Raw genomic sequence first — 20,889 nt, forward strand, 5'->3', positions numbered from 1 at the left:
GTGGTCACGTGACCACCGGGCCCACGCCTTTGCCTACACACAAAGCAAAGTGCAAATCTACGCACCATTTTGGCCCGATTTCTGTCCCTGGGCTTGCACTACGCGACCCCAACGGTTCAGGATTTGCACTTTGGTCGATCCACGGCAGCGGTGCGGCGAGGCAGGGGTGTTTTTTCCGAGGTGTACTTCGCACGTATAACAAATGAAGTACAGCTCGAAAAACACATAGTGCCCCATTGCCGAACCAATAACCCGGACTTTCCTCGGCAAATCACCGACGGAAAGTCCGGGTTATGAGTAAATATGTCAGGGGTGGCCGGTCAGCTCCGGCGGAGCATTACCAGGTGACCGGCCGCCCGAACCGGAGGAATCAGCCACCGGGCTTACCCCTTGACGGATCCGCCCGTCAGTCCCGACACGATGTAACGCTGCAGGAAGAGGAAGAGGAGCAGAATCGGGAGCGCGGAGATGACCGCGCCGGCTGTGAACCAGCCCCATTGCTTCTCATTGCCACCCACCCAAATATTCATGCCGATAGCCAGGGTCCAATTCTCTTCTTTGGAGAGAATTGTGGAGGCCAGGATGAAATCGTTGAAGGCTCCGATGAAGGCCAGCAGTCCCACCACCGCGAGGATCGGGGTGACCAGCGGGAGCACGATGGTCCAGTAGACCTGCGAATGGCTAGCACCATCGATCTTCGCCGCTTCGTCCAGCTCCATCGGAATGGAGTTGAAGGTGCCGTACATGAGGAAGGTATTGGCGCCCAAGGCCCCGCCCAGGTACACGCAGATCAACGAGAGCTTGGAGTCCAGCCCGAGCACCGGCACTACCTCGCCGAGCTGGCTGAGCAGCAAGAAAATTGCTACGAATGCCAGCAGCTGCGGGAACATCTGAATGACCATGAGGGCCAGCAGCCCGCCTTTGCGCCCCTGGAAGCGGAAGCGCGAAAATGCGTAGGCCGCGGCCGCTCCCATAAGAACCGCCCCGAGCGCGGAGAAAATCCCGATCTCCAGAGTATTAGCGAACCAACGCCAGAACATCGTCGAGGTTCCCAATTGGGTGAAGTTCTGAGTCGAGATCTCCGAGAAAAGGGAATTCGCAGACGTCAGCGTCGTTTTGGTATTCGGGTTCAGGGCTGCGGAGAGCACATAAATAATCGGGAAGGCCGAATAGACGACGGCGAAAAGCCCGACCAGGTGCCGGAAGCCCACCTGGGAAAACCAGCGCCCGAAACTCACCTTATTGTGATGGCGTTCCTTATGGCTGATCTTCTCCTCGATCACGGGAACTGCGCCGCGCGCGGTTACACCCACGCCGCCAGCAGCACCGCCGGGAACCGTCATGATGGAATCGTTTGCCATTACTGTGCCCCCTCAATTGAACGCGAACGCCGGAAGCTGATGAGGGAAATCGTGCCGACAATAACGAAGATGAGGATGGACATGGCCGAAGCCAGGCCGTAATTCTTCGTTGCCGCGCCCGAAAGCCCGGAAATTTGGTACACCATCGAAATGAGGATGTCCGTGGAGCCCACCGGTACCGAGGCGTCCGCGAATTGCGGGCCGCCGCGCGTGAGCATGTAGATGAGGTTGAAGTTATTGAAGTTAAAGGCGAAGGAGGAGATGAGGAGCGGAGTCACCTGGATCATGAGCTGCGGCAAGGTAATATACCGCCACCGCTTAAGCCCGCCCGCGCCGTCGATCTCCGCCGCCTCATTGAGTTCGGACGGAATGGATTGCAGCGCCCCCGTGCAGATGAGGAACATATAGGGGAAGCCCATCCACAGATTCACCAGGATCACGGAAAGCTTGGCCAGCCACGGATCGGTCAGCCACCCGATCTCCGCACCCCCGAAAAGCACCTGGTTGAAGAACCCGTACTTCGGGTTGAGCATACCGGCGAAGAGGAATGCCGTCATGAAGGAGGGGAAGGCGTAGGGAAGCAGCATAATCGTGCGGTAGATTTTGCGCCCGCGCATCCGCTCATCATTCATGACCAGCGCAAAGAACATGCCCAGTAGGAAAGTGGTCGCCACCGAGAGGAAGGCGAAAGCGAAAGTCCACACCAGCACCTTGAGGAAGGGGCTCGCGTAGCGAGCATCACCGAAGGCATCAGCGAAATTCTTGAAGCCCACTGTCACTCGCCAGCCGGTATTGAGAGTTTCACCGTCGTCAGCGCGATAGAAGCCCTCGCTGGAATCAGCGTGATAGACCTTGCCCGTGGTGATATCGGTGAGGGTATCGGCCACGGCGTCGTGCTTGAGGGTCGATTGGAAAACAAAACCGGTTGTGGCAGTTTGGGTTCCAATAAATCCATCCCCCGGGTCCTCACTCATGGGGACGCGCAGCGCGGTGATCTCCGCCTGCCGCGCCCCGATCTGGGCGGGCGTGAGGATCTCATAGCCGGGCACCTCGGTGATGCGCTTGCCGCTGACCTGGGCATTTTTCACAGCGACGAAAGGTGCATCCTCGGTGCCCACGAGCACCGCGCCGTCGTCGTTCACAATAGCGAAGCCGAGTTCCCCGCCCGCGTCCACGACCGCGAGGGGGTACTGCGCGCTGCCCTCAACCCGCTGGGTGGAGGTGAGCAGCAGTGCTTCGGTGGCGCGCTCTTTGGTGAGCATATGGCGGTCGCCGTAGTTGGTGAACGCGATGTAACCGGTGTAGAGGATAACGAACACCTGGAAAATCGCGAGGAATACCAGCCCCGGCGTGAGGTACTTGGCAGCCAGATGTTTCCGCGAGAAATACACGTAATCCACGATGCCCAGCACCGCCGCAGCTACAGCAACCAGGATCCACGATCCCTCGTTAAAAGCCGCCGCGATAATGTAGATCCCCAGCGCGTTGACCAGCGCCATGAGGACCAGCTTGATAACAAAACCCACCGACCAGGTGCGCGCGTGCGAGGTTCCCACCACCGGGATCTTCTTTTCCGCGCGGGCGCTGCCACGCTCGGTCGCGCGGCGCCCGGCCCGGTTCTCCGTTTCCGTACTCATGACTTACCTCTTCGCTGACGCGAGGGTGACCCGGACACCTCCGAGTCACCCTCGCGTTCGCAGCTTACTTGGCTAGTTCTGCCTGCAGATTCTGGATGAGGCTCTGCCATGCGGCCACCGGTTCGGCGCCGTCAATGATCTGAGCTTCGGTGACGCCCCAGGGCACCCACACCGCACCCATTTCCGGGATGGTGGGCATCGGCTGAGCGCCTTCGGCCGCCCGCGCGAAACCGGCGGTCACCTCGTCTTTCTGGGCTTCCTGAGCCGCGGCCGTCAGCGCCGGGAGACGGTTGCCGGCCTTGTAAATATCCAGCTGCACCTCCGGGGTGGCCATGTAATCAACGAGGAACTGGTTGGCCACAATCTGGTTCTTCGACTGCGCGGAAACATAGAAGCCCTGCACGCCTACGAGCGGGGTCGCGGCCTTGGGGCCCGGCGCCGGAATCGGCTCCACCGCTACCTTGAGGCCAGCGCTGCGGAAGTCCTCAATCATCCACGGGCCGCCCAGAATATAGGGCGACTCGCCCTTCTTGAAGGCATCGACCCCAATATCGTAGGTCATCGCCGTTTCGAAAACGCCGGCCTTGCCCTGCTCGTGCAACCAGGTGGCGAAAGCCTCGCCGTTCGCCCCGCCCATACCGAGGTTCGTGGAGGTGGAACCGTCCGCATTCGTCTCAAAAACGGGCGCTCCGAAGGATTGCTGGAAGGGGTAGTAGGTGTAGGGATCGCCCTTGTCGGTGGTCTGGATGAGGAAGGGGTACTTCACGCCCGCTTCCTTGCCCTTGGCGATCATTTCGTCAAACGTGGCCGGAGTGGAATCCGCCAGCGCGGTATTGCGGATGAGGGCGAGATTCTCCAGCGCGTAGGGCAGGCCGTACAGATTACCGCCGGTGGAGAAGGCCGTGGTGGCCACGTCATTGAAGTCCTTCGCCTTATCACCTAATTCGATGGGGGCGACGACGCCGTTCGCCACGAATTCACCGAGCCAATCATTGGCACCCACGGTGATATCCGGGCCCTGACCGTTCGAGACCTGGGTGAGGAATTCCGCGCGCACATCCCCGAATTCCTTGACCACGAGCTCCACGTGGTTGCCGGTTTCCGATTCGAATTTCTTGGCTGCGCTTTCCAGGGCGGGCTGGCGGTTGGAATCCGTCCACACCGTAATGGTGGCCCCGCCCCCGGCAGCCGGTGCCGCCGAGCTGGCTCCGGCAGGGGCTTCGCTCTTATCCGCCGCACCGCCATTACCACCGCAGGCGCCTAAAACAAACGCCAGCGCGGATACCGCGGCCATCGCGCTTATGCTCCGTCGCATTTTTACTCCTTGCGTTGATTCTTCGCTACGCGGGATCGCACCATCACGTTCCCCGTTATCTCCGAGGGTAGCGCATCATTCGGTAATTTTCACCCCTTTTTGCAGTCTTTTTTACGCCGTTACATTCCCCTAGGTGAATCACGCCGACTTTTCCGCAGTTTTGCGGGCTTATGGCGCTATTCTCTTTTCAGAAACACTTTCAGAGTGGGAGTGGTGATCGGTGGGTAGCTGCGCCGTCGTTCCGCACCGTAACAGCGCATAGACACGACACCGGCGGGCACGTTCCCGCTCTCCACACCCCGCCGCACCCACTTTCGCGCTGGAGTTTTCAGAAAAGCCTCAGTACGATGTTTCACGACGGCGCGCACCGCGCCGACCAGCACAAGGACGTCTCGGTACCCATGAGTAAAATTCGCATGCAAGATGTTGCCACCCACGCGGGGGTGTCCGTCGCGACCGTATCGCGCGTGATTAACCAGAAAGGCAACGTCAGCGAGGAAACGCGTACCGCGGTGCTCGCGGCCCTCGATATGCTCGGATATGAGCGCCCCCCTCGCCTGAGCGAGGCAAGCGGAACCGTGGGACTGCTCCTTCCCGAACTGACCAACCCAATTTTCCCGGTGTTCTATCAGGAGCTCGAACGGAAATTTAACGCCGCCGGGTACACCACCACCCTGGCAACCCAGGCTCCCGGCGCCCTTACCGAGGACGAAGCGGTCGCATCACTAACCGCTCGCGAGGTATGCGGATTGGTTTTCGTCTCGGGTATGCACGCCGATTCCAAAGCTTCTCCGGAACGGTACGTGCACCTGGCCGAACGTCTCCCCTTCGTGACGATCAACGGGGCGAATCCGCGGGTTCCGGCACCGGATTTTTCTACCGACGACGCCGAATCCATGCACCAGGCCGTGCGGCTACTGGCTGGACTCGGGCACACCAGGATCGGCCTGGGCATCGGGCAACGCCGCTATATCCCCGGCCAGCGTAAAGAAATCGGTTTTAGCGAGGCCATCACCCAGGTTCTCCCCGGCGCTGCTGTGATTGTTGCAGAAACTTTTTTCACTGCCCACGGCGGGGCGCGCGCGGCCGAAGCCCTGCTCGCACGCGGGTGCACCGCCATGGTTTTCGGCTCCGATATTATGGCGCTCGGCGCGCTGGATGCCCTGGAGCGGCGCGGGGTGCGGGTGCCCGCGGATGTGTCGATTGTTGGTTTTGACGATTCGCCGCTTATTCGCTTCATGCGCCCGGCCTTGACCACGCTGCGCCAGCCGGTGGCGGCTATCGCGCACGCCGCCTGCGCCACGCTGCGGGCAGCCATGGAAGATCTTGCCCCGACCCAGCGCACCAAGGCGGGAGCCTCCATGACTTTCCCGGCAGAATTACTGGTACGTTCCACCACCGCTGCCGCGCCCTCCCCCACTAACTGAAAGGACAGCCCATGCTCCTCCACCCTGCTTCCGAACGTGAAAACTGGTGGCGTGACGCCGTTATTTACCAGATTTACCCGCGTTCTTTTGCTTCCTCGGGCGGGCCGCTCGGGGACCTGCGCGGCATCGAGGGCCGGCTCCCTTACCTAGCAGATCTGGGAATTGACGCGGTCTGGCTTTCTCCTTTCTACCGCTCCCCGCAATTCGATGCCGGCTACGATGTATCCGACTACCGCGATGTTGATCCGCGTTTCGGGACCCTCGCGGATGCCGAGCACCTCATCGAAGCCGCGCACGAGGCCGGCCTGAGAATCATCGTTGATATCGTCCCGAACCACACCTCCTGGGATCACGAGCTCTTCCGCCGCGCGGTGACGGCCGGCCCCGGCTCACCCGAACGCGAGCTGTTCTGGTTCCGCGAGGGGAAAAACGGAGGTAGCGAGCCTCCCACCAATTGGCGTTCCGTTTTCGGCGGGCCGGCCTGGTCCCGGGTACGCGATCTGCCCTTCGTTGCCGGTACCCCGGCCGCGGAGGAGGACCTCTACTACCTCCACCTTTTTGATCGCTCACAACCCGATCTCAACTGGCGCAACCCCGCGGTGCGCACCGAATTCTTGGAGACGCTGCGCTTCTGGCTGGATCGGGGTGCGGATGGCTTCCGGGTGGATGTGGCCCACGGGCTTATGAAAGATCCGGAGCTACCCGATTGGTCCGGGGCGGTGGAAATGGCCGGGGTAACGGAGAAACCCGAACCGGCACCGTTCTTTGACCGCGATGAGGTCCATGAGATTTACCGAGAGTGGCGCGCGGTCTTGGATGAGTACTCTCCCGAACGCATCCTGGTGGCGGAGGCCTGGGCCGATACCGAAGAGCGCCTGGCCCGCTATATCCGCCCCGATGAAATGAACCAGGCTTTCAACTTCATTTATTTGGCCGCGCCTTTCGAGCGCGACGCCCTGCGTGACATTATTGTGCAGTCCCTGCGCCAGTCGGATCGGGTGGGGGCGCCTACCACCTGGGTACTCTCGAATCACGACGGCGTGCGGGTGTGCTCGCGCCTGGGTTACCGGGATACCTCCCGCGGAGCGAATGGCATCGGGGCTCACGATCCGCAACCGGATCGTGAGCTGGGTGCTCGCCGCGCCCTGGCCTGGCACCAGCTCACCGCCGGGCTGCCGGGGGTCTACTACATCTATCAGGGCGAGGAACGCAACCTGCCCGAACATACCTCGCTGCCGGATGAGGTGCGCGAGGACCCCACTTTCGCCCGCACGCACGGCGCGGAGCTGGGTCGCGACGGCTGCCGGGTTCCGCTCCCCTGGGAATCGGATCGCCCCGGCTTCGGTTTCTCCCCGGACGGCGCCACCTGGCTCCCCCAGGGCACGGACTGGGCACGTTACACGGTGGATGTGCAGGAGGCTGATCCGCACTCCCCGCTCCACTTCTTCCGCACCATGCTGCGCCTGCGCGACGAGCTGGAGCTCGGGGTCGGTTCCCTCGAGGATGTGTGCGATGAGTACGGCGCCGGCGTGCTCGCCTATGTCAATCGCGCCGTGACCACCAACCGGGCTGTGAACGCGCAGCGTCCACCGGTTCTCATGCTCACGGTATTCGACGACGCCGCTCCGCTTCCGGCCGGTTGGCGGGTCCTGCTGGCCTCGGATCCGGCGGCCAGTTCCTTGGGCGAAGGGGAGATGATCCCGGCGGATACCACCGTCTGGTTGGTACCGGTGGAGTAGGAGCCCCTCTCCTTAGAAAAGTGCGGAGGCAAGGTCACGGCGGGCCTTGCGCACAACTTCGGTATCCGCTCCCACCGCGGTGAAGAGTTCCAGCAGGTGGGTGCGCAATTCTTCGCGCACCTCAGCGCTGGTGACCTTGATGGCGGTGATAAGCCGGGCGAATCCCAGATCGGGACGGCCGGCAGCTACCTCGATATCGGCAGCGGCGATCTGCGCCGCCGCATCGCCCGGCCCACCGGCATCCGCCGCGGCCATAACGGCTTGCGGGTCCTGCCCGCGGGTGGAACGCAGCAAACGCACCTGAGCGCGGCCCACCTGCGCCACGTCGCTATCCGGATCTTCCGCCGCGAGCGCGTCAAATTCGGATTCCGCGGCGTCCAGATCTCCCCTATCCAGGGCTTCGAGCGCTGCTAGATGGTGGGGATTGACGGGTGTTTCACCCGCTTCATCGGCTTTCCCACTCACGCGGCCGGCCACGCCGGCCCGGTTGGCCGCAGCCAGAAGTTGGTTAACGAGTTCCGTGAGCTGCGCCGTGGTGGGTGCCCCCTGGAAAAGCGGAACGGGTTGGCCGCCGACGAGCGCGATACCCATGGGAATGGTCCGTACTCCGAAAGCCTGGACGAGTTCCGCTTCGGTGCTGGCGTTGACCACCGCGATGCGGATCTGGCCATGACGCCGGCGCGCTTCGCTTTCCAGGGTGGTGCCCAGCTCACCGGCCTCGCCGTCGGCCACGAAAAGCACGATAACCGGAACCTGCGCGGATAGCTGCACTTCGGCGTTGAGACCGGCCGCGGTGAGGGTGGTGAGGTATGCGCCGGGCACCGGCGCCGCGTTTTCCTGCTTCTTCGCCGCTGCCAGGGCCGCTAAATCGACCGGGCCGCGCATGGACATATCTGCCATATTAGCCTCCGTTCTGCACCGAGGTGAGCACCGGTTTCGATGCCGCTACCGTGGTGATCGTTGTGTTCTGGGCGCCTGCCGCCGGGATTTTCAGGGCCACCGTGAAGGAATAGTTGAGGCGCATGGTCCCCTGGACCGTTACCTCGGTATTGGCCTGGCCGGTGGCCAGCCCGGCAATTTTCGCATCCGTGACCTTAATGGAACCGCCCTGGGCGGTGTGGCGGATTTCGAGGGCCTGGTTGACCTGGAAAACGGTGAGGATGCCGCCATCGCTGGCGCGGAAACTTTCCGGGGTGGTTTGGGCCGGGCCGAAGGCCTGGCTCACCGCGCCCACGCCCTGCACCGCGCCGGCCAAAGAATCATAGGTTTGCGACAGCTGGGTGCGCACCGCGTCCGCGGCGGCCGGATCGGCATCCGAGCCGTAACTGAGAGCGCTTCCCTTGGCGTTGAGGGTACCGAGGTAGCCGTCATGGGCGGCTTGCGGGGAGGCCACCGCTCCTTCGCCGTTATCCGCGGCCACGCGCTGCGCACCTGCCGGGCCGGCGGGAATTTCCGGGATCACACTGCCGGGAAGAATATCCATGGCGGCCCACAGCGCCCAATTTTCCCGGGCCGCGCCCTGGGTGAATACGTTGAGGCCCTGGGAGGTGGTATTCGCCGGCCATTTCACGACCGCGAGCGCGCTGCGCGGGAAACCTTCCGCCCCGGAAATCGCCACCGAATCGATGGTGGTGGATAGCTCGGGCATGTCGTAACTATCGGCCAGAATGCGTTTGAGTGCGTAGTGGGCGCTGCGCTCCACGCTAAAGGGGCCGGAACCGCGCCCGCTGAATTCTTCGGGGCTGGCGGCGGCGTCGGCCTTGGTGAGCTGCTCGAAAATCGCGGGGGCGACCCGCTCGGTGAAGTGTTTATCGGAGAGCGCGGCACGCGGGCTTGCCGGAGCCGGGGTGGGTTCCAGGACGACGGCGTTTGCCGAGCATCCGCCCAGTAATGCCAGTGCCGCGAGGGTGGCCAGGGCCTTACGCATGGGTCGTTCCTTCCTCGTCGTCGTTCTGTTTGGGCCGCTTTTGCCCCCAGATATTCCACCAGCTTTGCGGATCGGATTCCGCGGCGATATCGCTATCGCTACTGTTGGCACCGGAGTTTTCCGGGCGGTCCGCATCGCCAAGTTCGGCAGGTTTGACCGGTACCCCGTCCTTCATGTGGATAACGGGGAGGATTCCAGAATCTGCCGCGGCTTGCCATTCGGCGCGCGAGCCGCGGTAGCCGGGTTCCTCATCCGGGCCCGGGAGCGCGGCTTGCGGTTCCGCTGCCGCGGGTTCGGCTACCGCCGGTTCCTCGGTTGCTGGTTCGTCGGTTGCGGGTTCGTCTACCGCAGGTTCCTCGGTTACGGGTTCCTCTGCCGCCGGTTCCTCGCCCGCGGGTTCGTCGGCGGGTGTTTCTTCCGAAACACTTTCTTCCGAAACGCCTTCTTCCGGAGCGATCAACTCGATGCGATCGGCCGGATCGAGGGGGCGTTCGCGCAGCTCCTGCGCGCGCGGGCTTTCCATCAGGATGCCCGCGCCCAGTGCGCCTCCGGTTACCGCGACCCGGTCACCCGCGGCGCAGTCACTTACAGGCTGAGCCGCCCCACCCGTGCCGCCCGCGCCACCGGCTTCGCCAACCGCCGCCGGTACGGCCGGCATAATGGTCGTTTCATCCGCGGCCCGCTTGGCACGCGATACGCGCTCATCCTGCCCGGCCCGCACCTTCGCCGCGAAGCTGCGCTGGTCCTTGGTGGCGGTCATGAGTAGGGCCACCCCGCTGAGCCCCACAATCAGCCCGAGCAGACTCACGGGCAGAGACCAATTCCGCCCACCGGGCAACGCCCAGGTGAGTTCCACCTGCGGGAGTGCCCCGGAGGACGTCTGCATAATGAGGGATTCCGCTCCCGGGGAGGTCACGGTGTAGGTGAATTCCACCTTCCCCTTGCCTTCTTCCTTGGAGAACCACATATCCGAGGCGAGGACCTGGCCCGGGTCCGCCTCCCCCTGGGAGGGGGTCAGCGTCAGTGCGGCGTCGTCGTTCATACCGGTAATGGTGGCGCCGGGTACGCCTTCCGCGTACGCGAGCACGTCACCGGAAAATCCGGCGCCCACGGAAATGGTGTCCTGCGCCGGGCCGGAGACAGCTACCTCCACATCGGTCCCGCCCATATCCAGGACGCCGGGGGCCGTGACGAGTACGCCTTTCCCGTCCGGCGCCACGGTGGCGGAGACGCTGGAGGCCGGCTTCCACACAGTGCCGAGCAAAATGCCCACCACCAGGATCGCCAAGCCCGCGAGCGCGAGACCGACTCCTCCGTTCTTCTTCATCATTCCCCTTCTCACTCCGGCTTGCGGCCCGGTACAACCGCACCGGCGAAAGACCATCGACGACAATTCCCTACGTTAAAGCTACCGCGTGACCTGCTCGGTGGCGGAATTTTTCGGCGCACGGCCGCGCTTTTAGGCTTAGAGAAAAGCCTAACCGTTATCTAACCGTTATAAAACTCCGTTCCGGCCGATGGTGGTGAGCTCCACAGCGTTCACCACATGCCCAGCGCTACCCCCACCGGGTGCGCTGACCGGTAGGCTTAGGGCAGCAATTTCTATCCAGCAGCGCGCGGAAAGGTTGTTATGGCAGATTTAGAACTGTTTCCAACAGTACGCAGGGGTTACGACAAAGCTCAGGTCGATGAACGCATTCACCAACTGGCTGATGCGCTCGCCGAAGCTCGGTCGCGAGTAGCGGGTTTGGATGCGCAGGTTTTGCGTATGTCCGGTGAGCTCACCGAATTGCACAGCCGTTTGCGCGAAGATGAACGCCCATCCTATTCGGGTTTGGGCACCCGGGTGGAGCGGCTGTTGCGCGGGGCGGAACAGCAAGCGATGGACGTGATGAGCCGGGCGAATTCCGATGCGGAACTACTGGTCTCCCGGGCGCGTTCGCAGGCGGAAAATCTCACCTCCGCGGCGGAAAAAGAAGCGCAGGAAACGTTGGATACCTCGCGTACCGAGGCGGCTCAGGTGCGCCAGCGTGCCGAGGCGGAAGCCACCGAATTGACCACGACCTCGCGGCGCACGGCCGAGGAGCTGGTGACCTCGGCCCAGCGGGAAGCCGAGCGTTTGGAGGCGAAAATGCGCCACGATGAGGCCGAGCAGTCCACCCGGCTCACCCACGAAGAAGAGGAGCGCCGCGCGGCTCTCGCTCAGGAATTGGCGCAGGCGCGCACCCGGGCCGAGGAAGAGGTCACGCAATTGCGCACCGAGGCTGAAACTGAGGTGGCGCGTTTGCGGAGCGAGGCGGAGGCCGAGGTCGCGAAAATCCGCGCGGAGGCCGAACGTGAGGTTGCGCAATTGCGGGCGGATTCGGCCGCGGCCCGCGCGCGTTCCGATGAAGAATCGCGTACGGCCATGGCGAAGTTTGTCGACGACGCCGAGGCTCGGGCCGCCAGTGCGGAACGCCGCCTGGCGGAAGCCACGAAGCGGGCTAATGCCCTGACATCCTCCTCGGAAGCTGAGGCGAGTGCGGCGCTGAGCGCCGCCCAGACCGAAGCCCGGGAACTGGTGAGCGCGGCGCGGGAAGATGCCGAGCGGATGCGCCGCGAAGCACGCGACGCCGCCGAAGAATCACAACGCCAGGCCGATGCCCACGTGGCCGGCCTGGAAGAACAGCGCCGTACCCTCACCTCCTACCTGGAGGATATGCGCACGATGCTGGCCACCTCGAATATCCCGCTGGCCCTGGATGAAATCGTGGGAAGTGCCGAGGAGCGCACCGCTGCGGAAGCGGCTGAAGCTGGGGAAGCTGGTCAAGCTAGTGAGGCTGGTGAGGCTGGCGCCGAGGCTTCAGGAACTGGCAATCAGTCTCCCGCAGCGGCAGAATCCGATGCGGCAAAGTCCGATACGGCAGAAGCCGACGCGTCAGAATCCGACGCGGCCGGCGAAAACAATGGGGACGCTACCGACAACCGGTAGTGTCTCCTCACGAGCCGACGGGGGCAGGGGTGTTTTTTCCGGGGTGTACTTCGAATGTACGACATACGCACTACACCTCTGAAAACACCTCCTGCCCCCGTCGATACTCATGTGATTCTTGAGAGCCGTGCGATTCCCGAGTCGCGCGATGGTGGTCGCTAACGAGTAGCAGCCTCGTAGAGCTCGCGCAGCGCGGTAGCGACTTCGTGCGGCTTTTCCACCGCGGAGAAGTGGCTGGCACCCTCGAGTTCCACGAAAGGCTGATCCGGGCGTACCTCATGCAGCTGGGCAAATTCTTCGTGCTTGGCATTCGGGTCATCCACCCCGCGCAGCAGCAGGATAGGAACATCCAGCTCCATGACACCGCGGGTATCCGGGCGGGTGAGCATCATTTGTTGCAACCAGGAGAAAGCTCCGGCATCTACCGTCTTGAAATAGGCGGCAACCTTCTCTTTAAGCTCCGGGCTGGCCGCCGAGCTGAGCATAGTATCCACCCAGCCGGCCAGCACATCCCAGCTCTGCCCCGAGGCAAGCTTCTCAATGGCCTTTTCCCGCGGGGAAGGCGAGGGCTCCGGCCCCAGAATCGAACCGTCCAGCAGCGCGAGCCCGGCAATCTGCTCGGGGTGGCGCAGTGCATAAGCGGCCGTGACGGTCGCACCCATGGAAATTCCGGCGAGCACGATGGACTCATAGTCGGCCAGGGTTTCTTCGAGGGCGGCCAGGTAGGAATTGATATGTGGCGTGGTGGCGCCCGCGGCGCCGTCGACCTCACTACCGGAAGGCGAGTCCCCGAAACCGGGGGCATCAATAGCAATCGTGTGCAGATCCGAAAGCTCAGCGCGCACGCCCTCCCACATCCGGGACGTCATCGGCATAGCGTGGAGCAGAACAAGCGGAATACCCGCACCTTCGTTAATATGTGTGGCAAGTTTCATAACTCGATTGTAACGCCGCTACCGGAACTTACCCCGGGTACGGCGACCCTGGCGACTAGTTATCAGGCATACACTTCGCGTCGGTGCGCAGCACGCAAAACCGTAACGAGGAGCTTATCGTCTTCTATTTCATAGATGACACGATAGTTACCCACACGAATACGCCAGGCAGGATAATTCGTTAGTTTCTTTACCCCTACCGGACGAGGCTGGACCGCAAGCTTTTCTATTTCACCAAGGATTCGGTCCCGAATCGGCTTTTCTAACTTGCGAAGCTGCCTACCGGCTAAATTTGACAGAATAACGCGATACATTTAATCGAGACTGGCCTTGAAATCTTCCAGGGTAATGCGTACACCGTCATCAGTACGCTTGGCATGCTCATAGGCAGCGATATCCTGAGCCATCTCGAATTCTTCTAAGGCGTGAAGATCATCAATCGTGACAATGGCAGCAGCGGGTTTGCCGTTGCGAGTAACGGTGAATCTCCTACCGGCATGAAGCGTTTCCCCGAGCACATAGGAGAGTTCTTCACGTAATTCCCTAGTACTAACCTGATTTTCTGCAATAGTCATATCACACACTTTACATTGTGTACACACCGTACACAATTAGTTGTAGTCTAGGCGCGACCGCGGTGCTGCCAGCAACCCGGATGCCAGTGGCGGCGCGAATCCACCCCGTACTGGGCACCCCAGATGGTGTCCTCCGTCCAGGCAACGATATTGCTTTCACCAACCCGGATCATCCCGCCGCAACCGGGGCACACATAATCCTTCGCGGCGCTGGCGATGCGCCGCACTTTATACGTGGCGCCATCGCGTCCGTTTTCATAGGTGAGCCCACCCATCGCCGCGCTGATATTCAGCGGGTGAACGGGACGGGAATACTTTTTCGACCGGCGCATTCTTCCATGGTAGCCCCTGAGCGCGCGGAGTCCACTAGCATCGCGTACGACGCCGCAGTCTCCCGGCTACGCCACCAACTTGCCGTCCTGCGCAACCAACTGCCCGGCGCGGTAGACCCGCCGCGGGCGCAGTTCCTCATCCACGACCAGCAGATCCGCGCGCTTGCCCACTTCGAGGGATCCGCGATCGGTCAAACCCATTACGCGGGCCGGGGTGGCGCTCGCCATGGTAACGGCGTCGTTCATATCGACTCCCGCGCCGACCACGGTGCGCACAATATCGAGAAGATGAGAGGTGCCGCCCGCGAGATTGCCCCCGCGCAGCCGTGCCTGCCCGTCGGTCACATGCACCCGCAGCCCGCCCAGCTCGTAGGTGCCATCCGCCATACCGGCAGCCGCCATGGCATCGGTGATGAGCGCGATATTTTCCGGGCCCACGATTTCGACCACGTTGCGCACCAGCTCGGAGCTAATATGCACGCCGTCTCCAATAAGTTCGACGACGCAGCTGCCGCGCCGCGCGGCAGCCAAATACTCGGCTACCGGACCGGGCGCCCGGTGACGCAATTCGCGCATGGCATTAAAGAGGTGGGTGGCCACCGGGGTTGCCCCGCCGGCCACCGCCCGCTCCTGGAGCTCCCGCGCCGGGCCGGCCTCCGCGTGGGTATGCCCCCAGGTGGGCACCACACCGTGCTCAAGCAGCAGGTCCACCACCTCGCTCGCCCCCGATAGCTCGGGGGCGAGCGTCATCCCCCAGGCATGCCCGCGGGCAGCGGTGAGGAGCCGGTTAGCAATCTCCACGCTCGGGGTTTCCAAATAGGCGGGGTTTTGTGCCCCCGCTCGCTCGCTAGAAAGGAAAGGTCCCTCAATAAGAATGGCGGCCAGGGTCCCGTCCTCGACCGCATCGGCGAGCAAGCTTGCCCCGGCCTCCATGCGCTCCACGCTCAGGGTGGTGAGAGCCGCGGCTATCGAAGTGGTCCCGTGCGCCAGATGTTCCCCGGCCGCCTGCGCCACTTCCGTGCTATCTTTCGCATCAGGGAAGGAAGCCCCTCCCCCGCCGTGGCAGTGTTCATCAACGAGCCCGGGGAGGATGAGCCACCCCTCCGGGAGCTCTGCTGTCACATCGCTCGATACCGTATCTACCCGCGTGAGAACTCCCTTGTCCCACGCGATTTCACATTCACGTACGCCGCCGGGCAACGCTGCCCGGCCGTATAAGAACCCCATTATCCCGTCCTAAAACAGTCGATCCTCCGGGTGGTCTATGCCACGCATATCGTCGTAGTTCAAGATCATACAGTCAATGCCGCGGTCTTCGGCCAGCACACGGGCCTGAGGTTTGATTTCCTGGGCTGCGAAAATACCGCGCAGCGGGGTGAGGAGGGGATCGCGGCGCAAGAGGTCAAGGTAGCGGGTGAGCTGTTCGACCCCGTCGATTTCGCCGCGGCGTTTAATTTCGACGGCGATATAGCCGCCCTCGCCGTCGCGCACCATAAGATCTACCGGACCGATGGCGGTGGGGTACTCCCGGCGCACCAAGCTGGCCTGCGGGGCGATGCGTTCCACCTGTTCGGCCAGCAGTTTTTGCAGGTGCGCTTCCACCCCGTCCTTGACGAGTCCGGGATCCACCCCGAGGTCTTGCTCGTAATCGGAAAAGACCTCGTAGATCCGAATAACCAGCCGGTCATCGGTTTTCTTGTGCTCCACGTTCCAGATGGTGCGCACGCCCGCCTCGCGCTCGGCTGCGCTCGGTTCTTCTTCGGTGAAGAGGGTTGGGCCCATCATCCAGTTGAGGGGCTTGTAGGAGCCGGTATCTGCATGAACCAGCACCGAGCCATCCGCCTTGACCATGAGGAGCCGAGTGGCCGGTTCGAGATGCGCGTCCAGGCGTCCGGAATAATCCACCGAACAGGTAGCAAAAACAACGCGCATCTAGAACAACACCCAATCTCCCCGGGGCGGGGCCGAATCCGCCCACGCCACCAGCGCGGTATGCGCTTGGCGGCTCATGGCCATATCAATTTCTGTATGAGCATCCCCCACGCGAGCGGTGGCGATATCGTCACGCATTTTAACTAGGTTGATGCTCAGGGAACGCCGGTCGAGGCGCAGCGCCGGGCGCCACGATAAGGAGGCCACCCGGAACCATTCCAGCGCATCGGTGCGGAAAAACACCACTCCGGTATGCCAGCGGTGCTGCCGGCGTACTGCCGCCTGGGAGGACCCCCACTGGTTGAAGAGGTACCGCACCCGCGCCAGGAAGTAGATGAGGAGCGCGAGGAGAACCAGCACGACGATCAGTGCTACGCTTTGCCAGCTCATTCGCGCTCTCCGCCTACTGCCCGTTGACCGACTGCTCGCTGACCGAATCGGCCACCACAATAACCTGGTTCGCGGTCACCGTGAGGAAGCCGGAGCCGGACATCGTGAAGCTGCGATCACGCCCGTCCGCGCAGCCGCGCACCTCGACATTGCCTTCCGTGAGAAGAGCAACGAGCGGGGTGTGGTCCGTGAGGATACCCACCGAGCCTTCGGTGCCGGGCGCGGTCACCGATTCGGCATTCCCGCGCCACGCCAACTCCCGCTGGGAAACGATCTCAACGTCCAGCATTATTCGCTCCGCAGTTCGTGGTACTTGCGTTCCAGATCCTCGATGCCTCCAATATTGAAGAAGGCCTGCTCGGGGACATGATCGTATTCGCCGTCGCAAATACGACGGAACGCTTCAACGGTTTCCGCAACCGGAACGGTGGAGCCTTCCACACCGGTGAACTTCACCGCGGTGTACATATTCTGCGAGAGGAACTGCTGGATGCGGCGCGCGCGGGCGACGGTCAGGCGGTCTTCTTCGGAGAGTTCATCCACACCAAGGATGGAGATAATGTCCTGAAGCTCGCGGTTCTTCTGGAGGATTGCCTTGACCCGGGTCGCGACTTCGTAGTGCTGCTGGCCCACGATCTGCGGATCCAAAATACGCGAGGTCGAAGCGAGGGGATCCACCGCCGGGTAAATACCCATGGAGGCGATATCACGCGAAAGCTCGGTTGTTGCATCCAAGTGAGCGAAGGTGGTTGCCGGCGCCGGGTCGGTGTAATCGTCCGCGGGAACGTAAATGGCCTGCAGCGAGGTAATGGAATGCCCGCGCGTGGAGGTAATACGTTCCTGGAGCGCACCCATTTCATCGGCCAGGGTGGGCTGGTAGCCCACCGCGGAAGGCATGCGCCCGAGCAGGGTGGATACTTCCGAACCGGCCTGGGTGAAGCGGAAGATGTTATCGATGAAGAGCAGCACGTCCTGGTTGGCGACATCGCGGAAGTACTCCGCCATGGTCAAACCGGACAGCGCGATACGCAGGCGCACCCCCGGCGGCTCGTCCATCTGGCCGAAAACGAGGGCCGTCTTATCAAGAACCCCGGCTTCGTCCATTTCGTGGATGAGGTCGTTACCTTCACGGGTACGTTCGCCCACCCCGGCGAATACGGAAACGCCATCGTGGTCGAGGGCCACGCGCTGGATCATTTCCTGGATGAGGACCGTTTTACCCACGCCCGCGCCGCCGAACAGGCCGATCTTGCCACCCTGCACGTACGGGGTGAGCAGATCGATAACCTTGAGGCCGGTCTGGAACATCTGAGTTTCCGGCTCGAGTTCGTCGAAAGCGGGAGCCTGACGGTGAATCGACCAGCGTTCCTTCACCTCGATCTCATCGGGAGAGACGTTGAGCGGTTCGCCCACGACGTTGAAGACGTGCCCGCGGGTCACGTCCCCGACCGGAACGGTGATGGGGGCACCGGTATCGATCACGACGGCGCCGCGCACCAGACCGTCCGTCGGCTTCATCGCGATGGTGCGCACCACGTTATCACCCAGGTGCTGGGCCACTTCCAGGACCATCTCCTGCTCGATGACGCTTCCGTCACCGGCGGGGAGGGTAGCCGTGGTTTTCAGTGCGTTATTGATATCGGGAAGCGCGTCGGACGGAAATTCGACGTCGACGACGGCGCCAATGACCTGCGTAATCCGGCCGGTTGTGGCCAGGTCCGCGGTCTGCTCCTCTAGTTGTGCAGTCATAGTGTGTTCCTTATCCGTTACGAAGCGCGTTATCCGTTACTTAGGGCATCGGCACCGGAGACGATTTCAGTGATCTCGGTGGTGATCTCAGCCTGGCGCGCGTTATTGGCGAGCCGGGTGTACTTCTCAATAAGTTCAGCAGCGTTATCGGTAGCCGCGTGCATCGCCTGCTGACGCGAGGCGAGTTCGGAAGCCGCCGCCATGAGAAGAATCGAGGAAATACGTTTGCGAACATACATGGGCACAAGCGCTTCGAAAACGTCGTGTGCCGAGGGTTCGAAATCGTAAAGCGGTTCGGTTTCTTCCGTGCCGCCGCCCGAGAATTCCGATCCGGTATCCTCCAAATCGCCTTCCCCGTAGTCAACAATGGCTAGCGGAAGCATATGGCGCACCTGCACCACCTGGCTCACCATCGATTCGAAACGGGTGTAAACCACGTGGACTTCGGCGACGCCGCCTTCGTCCGGCGGAGCGGTGAAAGCCTCGAGGAGGGTGCGCGCGATTTCATCGGATTGCTCCGGATCGGGCTTATCCGAGGTGCCACTCCACTCCCCGGCGATATTCACCCCGCGGAACTTGAAGTACTGCAGGCCGCGCCGACCGGTCACGTAGAGCACCGGATCCTTACCTTCGGCACGCAGATTCTCCACGGTGCGTTCCGCTTCGCGCAGTACATTGGCCGAATAGGCTCCCGCCATGCCGCGGTCGGAAGTCACCACAAGTACCGCTACCCGATTGGTATCGGTACGCTCGCGCATCAGCGGGTGCTGGGCGTCAAAATCGTGGCGCCCCACCAGCCCGAGCGCGCGGGTTACCGCCCGCGCGTAAGGGTCCAGTTCCTGCGCTTCCCGGCGCGCCGAGCCGATACGCGAGGCCGCAATGAGCTCCATCGCGCGGAACACCTTTTGCAGGGTGCTCGTCGCACGAATTTTGCTCTTGTAAATCCTCTGTTCGCCGGCCATCGATTAACCCTTCGTCGGACGCGCGAGAGTTTCACGGGCCTGCTCGGCCGGGACATCCTCTTCCCCACCCGCGGGCAGGTTTTCGGCAGTGCGGTAGGACTCCGTGAAGGCACTTACCGTGGCTTCCAGTTCGGCTTCGAGATCCTTATCCATCTCACCGGTCGAGGCAATGGTTTCCAGCACCGAGGAGTTGTGCCGTACGTAGTCGAGCATGCGTGCTTCCCAATCGTGCACCTTCTCCACCGGGACATCATCGAGATAGCCCTTCGAGCCGGCCCAGACCGAAACTACCTGTTCCTCAATGGGGTACGGGGTGTACTGCGGTTGTTTGAGCAGCTCCATGAGGCGCTCACCGCGGGTGAGCTGCTGGCGGGTGGCCGGATCAAGATCCGAGGCAAACATCGCGAAGGCCGCCTGGGAGCGGTACTGGGCCAGGGTGATCTTCAGGGTACCGGCAACCTTCTTCATCGCCTTGATCTGCGCATCGCCACCCACGCGGGACACCGAGATGCCCACGTCCACGGCCGGGCGCTGATTGGAGTTGAAGAGGTCGGACTGCAAGAAGATCTGACCGTCGGTAATGGAAATAACGTTGGTCGGAATATAGGCCGAGACGTCATTCGCCTTGGTTTCCACAATCGGAAGGCCGGTCATGGAACCTCCACCCAGCTCATCGGAGAGCTTGGCGCAGCGTTCCAGCAGGCGCGAATGCAGGTAGAAAACGTCGCCCGGGTAGGCTTCACGCCCCGGCGGGCGGCGCAGCAGCAGGGACACGGCACGGTAGGCTTCGGCCTGCTTGGACAGGTCGTCAAAGACGATAAGCACGTGCTTGCCTTCGTACATCCAGTGCTGGCCGATGGCCGAACCGGTGTAGGGAGCCAGGTATTTGAAGCCCGCGGGATCGGATGCCGGGGAAGCCACGATGGTGGTGTACTCCAGCGCGCCGTAGCGGGCCAGGGTGCCGCGCACCGAAGCGATGGTGGAACCCTTCTGGCCGATGGCCACGTAAATGCAGCGCACCTGCTTGGAAGGATCCCCGGTTTCCCAGTTCTTGCGCTGGTTGAGGATGGTGTCAATCGCGAGGGCGGTTTTACCTGTCTGGCGGTCTCCAATAATGAGCTGGCGCTGCCCGCGCCCGATCGGGGTCATTGAGTCAATCGCCTTGATACCGGTTTCTAGCGGTTCGTGCACCGACTTACGCATCATTACGCCGGGAGCCTGCAGCTCCAGGGCACGCCGGCCGCTGAGATTTTCAATTTCGCCCAGGCCGTCAATCGGCTTGCCGAGCGGGTCCACCGTGCGGCCGAGGTATCCGTCGCCCACCGGGACGGAGAGCACCTCACCGGTGCGGCGCACTTCCTGGCCTTCTTCAATATTGGAGAAGTCACCGAGAACCACGACGCCGATTTCCCGCTCTTCCAAGTTCATCGCCAGTCCGCGGGTGCCATCCTCGAAAACGAGAAGTTCATTGGCCATCGCACCGGGCAGGCCGGCCACGCGGGCGATGCCGTCCGCCGTCATGGTGACGTGACCAACTTGCTCACTCTCGGACTGCTCCGGCGTGTAGCTACGCACGAAGTTATCGAGCGCTGCCCGAATCTCTTCGGGCTGGATTGTCAGATCAGCCATTCTTTTTC

The 20,889-nt window shown here is 62.4% G+C and carries 20 protein-coding genes; 3 read left to right on the forward strand and 17 right to left on the reverse strand.

Going from position 1 to position 20,889, the window contains the following annotated elements:
• Window positions 1-383 precede the first annotated feature (383 nt).
• The 3 genes from ACRQEG_RS07890 to ACRQEG_RS07900 all read right to left on the reverse strand — a co-directional run bounded on the left by ACRQEG_RS07890 (window position 384) and on the right by ACRQEG_RS07900 (window position 4,313).
• Window positions 384-1,361: a sugar ABC transporter permease gene (locus ACRQEG_RS07890; protein WP_126134885.1), complete on the reverse strand. Its 978-nt coding sequence runs from the start codon at window positions 1,359-1,361 to the stop codon at window positions 384-386.
• A complete protein-coding gene (locus ACRQEG_RS07895; RefSeq protein WP_274732446.1) occupies window positions 1,361-2,998 on the reverse strand; it encodes an ABC transporter permease subunit in 1,638 nt (545 codons plus the stop codon). The genes ACRQEG_RS07890 and ACRQEG_RS07895 overlap by 1 nt, the downstream gene beginning before the upstream one ends.
• Window positions 2,999-3,062: 64 nt before the next feature.
• Window positions 3,063-4,313 (reverse strand): sugar ABC transporter substrate-binding protein, encoded by a 1,251-nt coding sequence (locus tag ACRQEG_RS07900; RefSeq protein WP_274732445.1) that lies wholly within the window; start codon window positions 4,311-4,313, stop codon window positions 3,063-3,065.
• Between the two features lie 401 nt (window positions 4,314-4,714).
• Here ACRQEG_RS07900 and ACRQEG_RS07905 point away from each other — a divergent pair, with 401 nt between their 5' ends.
• Together ACRQEG_RS07905 and ACRQEG_RS07910 are read left to right on the forward strand one after the other, a co-directional pair.
• On the forward strand, window positions 4,715-5,740 hold the full coding sequence (locus ACRQEG_RS07905) for a LacI family DNA-binding transcriptional regulator (RefSeq protein ID WP_435733845.1): 1,026 nt from the start codon (window positions 4,715-4,717) through the stop codon (window positions 5,738-5,740).
• An 11-nt stretch (window positions 5,741-5,751) separates the two neighbouring features.
• Entirely contained in the window at window positions 5,752-7,479 is a 1,728-nt protein-coding gene (locus tag ACRQEG_RS07910; protein ID WP_274732443.1) for a glycoside hydrolase family 13 protein, read from the forward strand.
• 12 nt (window positions 7,480-7,491) lie between these two features.
• On the opposite strand, the gene ACRQEG_RS07915 is transcribed toward ACRQEG_RS07910, so the two are convergent.
• The 3 genes from ACRQEG_RS07915 to ACRQEG_RS07925 are packed head-to-tail and all read right to left on the reverse strand — an operon-like array spanning window position 7,492 to window position 10,736.
• Window positions 7,492-8,379 carry a tetratricopeptide repeat protein gene (locus ACRQEG_RS07915; RefSeq protein WP_274732442.1) on the reverse strand — a complete coding sequence of 296 codons (888 nt, stop codon included), beginning with the start codon at window positions 8,377-8,379 and terminating at the stop codon, window positions 7,492-7,494.
• Between the two features lies 1 nt (window position 8,380).
• Entirely contained in the window at window positions 8,381-9,406 is a 1,026-nt protein-coding gene (locus ACRQEG_RS07920) for a DUF8094 domain-containing protein (RefSeq protein WP_126134879.1), read from the reverse strand.
• Window positions 9,399-10,736, reverse strand: coding sequence for a hypothetical protein (locus ACRQEG_RS07925; protein WP_274732441.1), 1,338 nt, complete (start codon window positions 10,734-10,736; stop codon window positions 9,399-9,401). The genes ACRQEG_RS07920 and ACRQEG_RS07925 overlap by 8 nt, the downstream gene beginning before the upstream one ends.
• Before the next feature lie 300 nt (window positions 10,737-11,036).
• Here ACRQEG_RS07925 and ACRQEG_RS07930 point away from each other — a divergent pair, with 300 nt between their 5' ends.
• Window positions 11,037-12,377 carry a cell division protein DivIVA gene (locus ACRQEG_RS07930; protein WP_274732440.1) on the forward strand — a complete coding sequence of 447 codons (1,341 nt, stop codon included), beginning with the start codon at window positions 11,037-11,039 and terminating at the stop codon, window positions 12,375-12,377.
• Window positions 12,378-12,535: 158 nt separating this feature from the next.
• Here ACRQEG_RS07930 and ACRQEG_RS07935 read toward each other — a convergent pair whose 3' ends face one another.
• The 11 genes from ACRQEG_RS07935 to atpA form a co-directional block, all read right to left on the reverse strand.
• A complete protein-coding gene (locus tag ACRQEG_RS07935; protein WP_274732439.1) occupies window positions 12,536-13,312 on the reverse strand; it encodes an alpha/beta fold hydrolase in 777 nt (258 codons plus the stop codon).
• A 62-nt stretch (window positions 13,313-13,374) separates the two neighbouring features.
• The gene (locus ACRQEG_RS07940; RefSeq protein WP_126134876.1) at window positions 13,375-13,626 is read right to left on the reverse strand and encodes a type II toxin-antitoxin system RelE family toxin; all 252 of its coding nucleotides are present in this window, start codon (window positions 13,624-13,626) and stop codon (window positions 13,375-13,377) included.
• On the reverse strand, window positions 13,627-13,887 hold the full coding sequence (locus ACRQEG_RS07945; protein ID WP_126134875.1) for a type II toxin-antitoxin system Phd/YefM family antitoxin: 261 nt from the start codon (window positions 13,885-13,887) through the stop codon (window positions 13,627-13,629).
• 47 nt (window positions 13,888-13,934) lie between these two features.
• Window positions 13,935-14,219 carry an Rv1322 family protein gene (locus ACRQEG_RS07950; protein WP_274732438.1) on the reverse strand — a complete coding sequence of 95 codons (285 nt, stop codon included), beginning with the start codon at window positions 14,217-14,219 and terminating at the stop codon, window positions 13,935-13,937.
• A gap of 66 nt (window positions 14,220-14,285) precedes the next feature.
• Window positions 14,286-15,446, reverse strand: a complete 1,161-nt coding sequence (locus ACRQEG_RS07955) for an N-acetylglucosamine-6-phosphate deacetylase (protein WP_274732437.1) — start codon at window positions 15,444-15,446, stop codon at window positions 14,286-14,288.
• A gap of 9 nt (window positions 15,447-15,455) precedes the next feature.
• Entirely contained in the window at window positions 15,456-16,151 is a 696-nt protein-coding gene (nucS, locus tag ACRQEG_RS07960) for an endonuclease NucS (RefSeq protein WP_126134872.1), read from the reverse strand.
• Window positions 16,152-16,541, reverse strand: a complete 390-nt coding sequence (locus ACRQEG_RS07965) for a DUF2550 family protein (RefSeq protein ID WP_016441723.1) — start codon at window positions 16,539-16,541, stop codon at window positions 16,152-16,154.
• Between the two features lie 13 nt (window positions 16,542-16,554).
• Window positions 16,555-16,830, reverse strand: coding sequence for a F0F1 ATP synthase subunit delta/epsilon (locus tag ACRQEG_RS07970; RefSeq protein ID WP_016441724.1), 276 nt, complete (start codon window positions 16,828-16,830; stop codon window positions 16,555-16,557).
• Window positions 16,830-18,290, reverse strand: coding sequence for a F0F1 ATP synthase subunit beta (atpD, locus tag ACRQEG_RS07975; protein ID WP_016441725.1), 1,461 nt, complete (start codon window positions 18,288-18,290; stop codon window positions 16,830-16,832). Before atpD ends, ACRQEG_RS07970 begins: the two co-directional genes overlap by 1 nt.
• A 29-nt stretch (window positions 18,291-18,319) precedes the next feature.
• A complete protein-coding gene (locus tag ACRQEG_RS07980) occupies window positions 18,320-19,252 on the reverse strand; it encodes a F0F1 ATP synthase subunit gamma (RefSeq protein WP_320757379.1) in 933 nt (310 codons plus the stop codon).
• 3 nt (window positions 19,253-19,255) lie between these two features.
• Window positions 19,256-20,881 (reverse strand): F0F1 ATP synthase subunit alpha, encoded by a 1,626-nt coding sequence (atpA, locus tag ACRQEG_RS07985; RefSeq protein WP_320757380.1) that lies wholly within the window; start codon window positions 20,879-20,881, stop codon window positions 19,256-19,258.
• Window positions 20,882-20,889 lie beyond the last annotated feature (8 nt).

It is taken from the genome of Actinotignum stranguriae, assembly GCF_051265215.1.
Lineage (GTDB): Bacteria > Actinomycetota > Actinomycetes > Actinomycetales > Actinomycetaceae > Actinotignum > Actinotignum schaalii_C.

Excerpts from the sequence above, each read along its gene's own strand:
- ACRQEG_RS07890 (WP_126134885.1), bottom strand. The coding sequence starts at position 1,361 with ATGGCAAACGATTCCATCATGACGGTTCCCGGCGGTGCTGCTGGCGGC.
- ACRQEG_RS07895 (WP_274732446.1), bottom strand. The coding sequence starts at position 2,998 with ATGAGTACGGAAACGGAGAACCGGGCCGGGCGCCGCGCGACCGAGCGT.
- ACRQEG_RS07900 (WP_274732445.1), bottom strand. The coding sequence starts at position 4,313 with ATGCGACGGAGCATAAGCGCGATGGCCGCGGTATCCGCGCTGGCGTTT.
- ACRQEG_RS07905 (WP_435733845.1), top strand. The coding sequence starts at position 4,715 with ATGAGTAAAATTCGCATGCAAGATGTTGCCACCCACGCGGGGGTGTCC.
- ACRQEG_RS07910 (WP_274732443.1), top strand. The coding sequence starts at position 5,752 with ATGCTCCTCCACCCTGCTTCCGAACGTGAAAACTGGTGGCGTGACGCC.
- ACRQEG_RS07915 (WP_274732442.1), bottom strand. The coding sequence starts at position 8,379 with ATGGCAGATATGTCCATGCGCGGCCCGGTCGATTTAGCGGCCCTGGCA.
- ACRQEG_RS07920 (WP_126134879.1), bottom strand. The coding sequence starts at position 9,406 with ATGCGTAAGGCCCTGGCCACCCTCGCGGCACTGGCATTACTGGGCGGA.
- ACRQEG_RS07925 (WP_274732441.1), bottom strand. The coding sequence starts at position 10,736 with ATGATGAAGAAGAACGGAGGAGTCGGTCTCGCGCTCGCGGGCTTGGCG.
- ACRQEG_RS07930 (WP_274732440.1), top strand. The coding sequence starts at position 11,037 with ATGGCAGATTTAGAACTGTTTCCAACAGTACGCAGGGGTTACGACAAA.
- ACRQEG_RS07935 (WP_274732439.1), bottom strand. The coding sequence starts at position 13,312 with ATGAAACTTGCCACACATATTAACGAAGGTGCGGGTATTCCGCTTGTT.
- ACRQEG_RS07940 (WP_126134876.1), bottom strand. The coding sequence starts at position 13,626 with ATGTATCGCGTTATTCTGTCAAATTTAGCCGGTAGGCAGCTTCGCAAG.
- ACRQEG_RS07945 (WP_126134875.1), bottom strand. The coding sequence starts at position 13,887 with ATGACTATTGCAGAAAATCAGGTTAGTACTAGGGAATTACGTGAAGAA.
- ACRQEG_RS07950 (WP_274732438.1), bottom strand. The coding sequence starts at position 14,219 with ATGCGCCGGTCGAAAAAGTATTCCCGTCCCGTTCACCCGCTGAATATC.
- ACRQEG_RS07955 (WP_274732437.1), bottom strand. The coding sequence starts at position 15,446 with ATGGGGTTCTTATACGGCCGGGCAGCGTTGCCCGGCGGCGTACGTGAA.
- nucS (WP_126134872.1), bottom strand. The coding sequence starts at position 16,151 with ATGCGCGTTGTTTTTGCTACCTGTTCGGTGGATTATTCCGGACGCCTG.
- ACRQEG_RS07965 (WP_016441723.1), bottom strand. The coding sequence starts at position 16,541 with ATGAGCTGGCAAAGCGTAGCACTGATCGTCGTGCTGGTTCTCCTCGCG.
- ACRQEG_RS07970 (WP_016441724.1), bottom strand. The coding sequence starts at position 16,830 with ATGCTGGACGTTGAGATCGTTTCCCAGCGGGAGTTGGCGTGGCGCGGG.
- atpD (WP_016441725.1), bottom strand. The coding sequence starts at position 18,290 with ATGACTGCACAACTAGAGGAGCAGACCGCGGACCTGGCCACAACCGGC.
- ACRQEG_RS07980 (WP_320757379.1), bottom strand. The coding sequence starts at position 19,252 with ATGGCCGGCGAACAGAGGATTTACAAGAGCAAAATTCGTGCGACGAGC.
- atpA (WP_320757380.1), bottom strand. The coding sequence starts at position 20,881 with ATGGCTGATCTGACAATCCAGCCCGAAGAGATTCGGGCAGCGCTCGAT.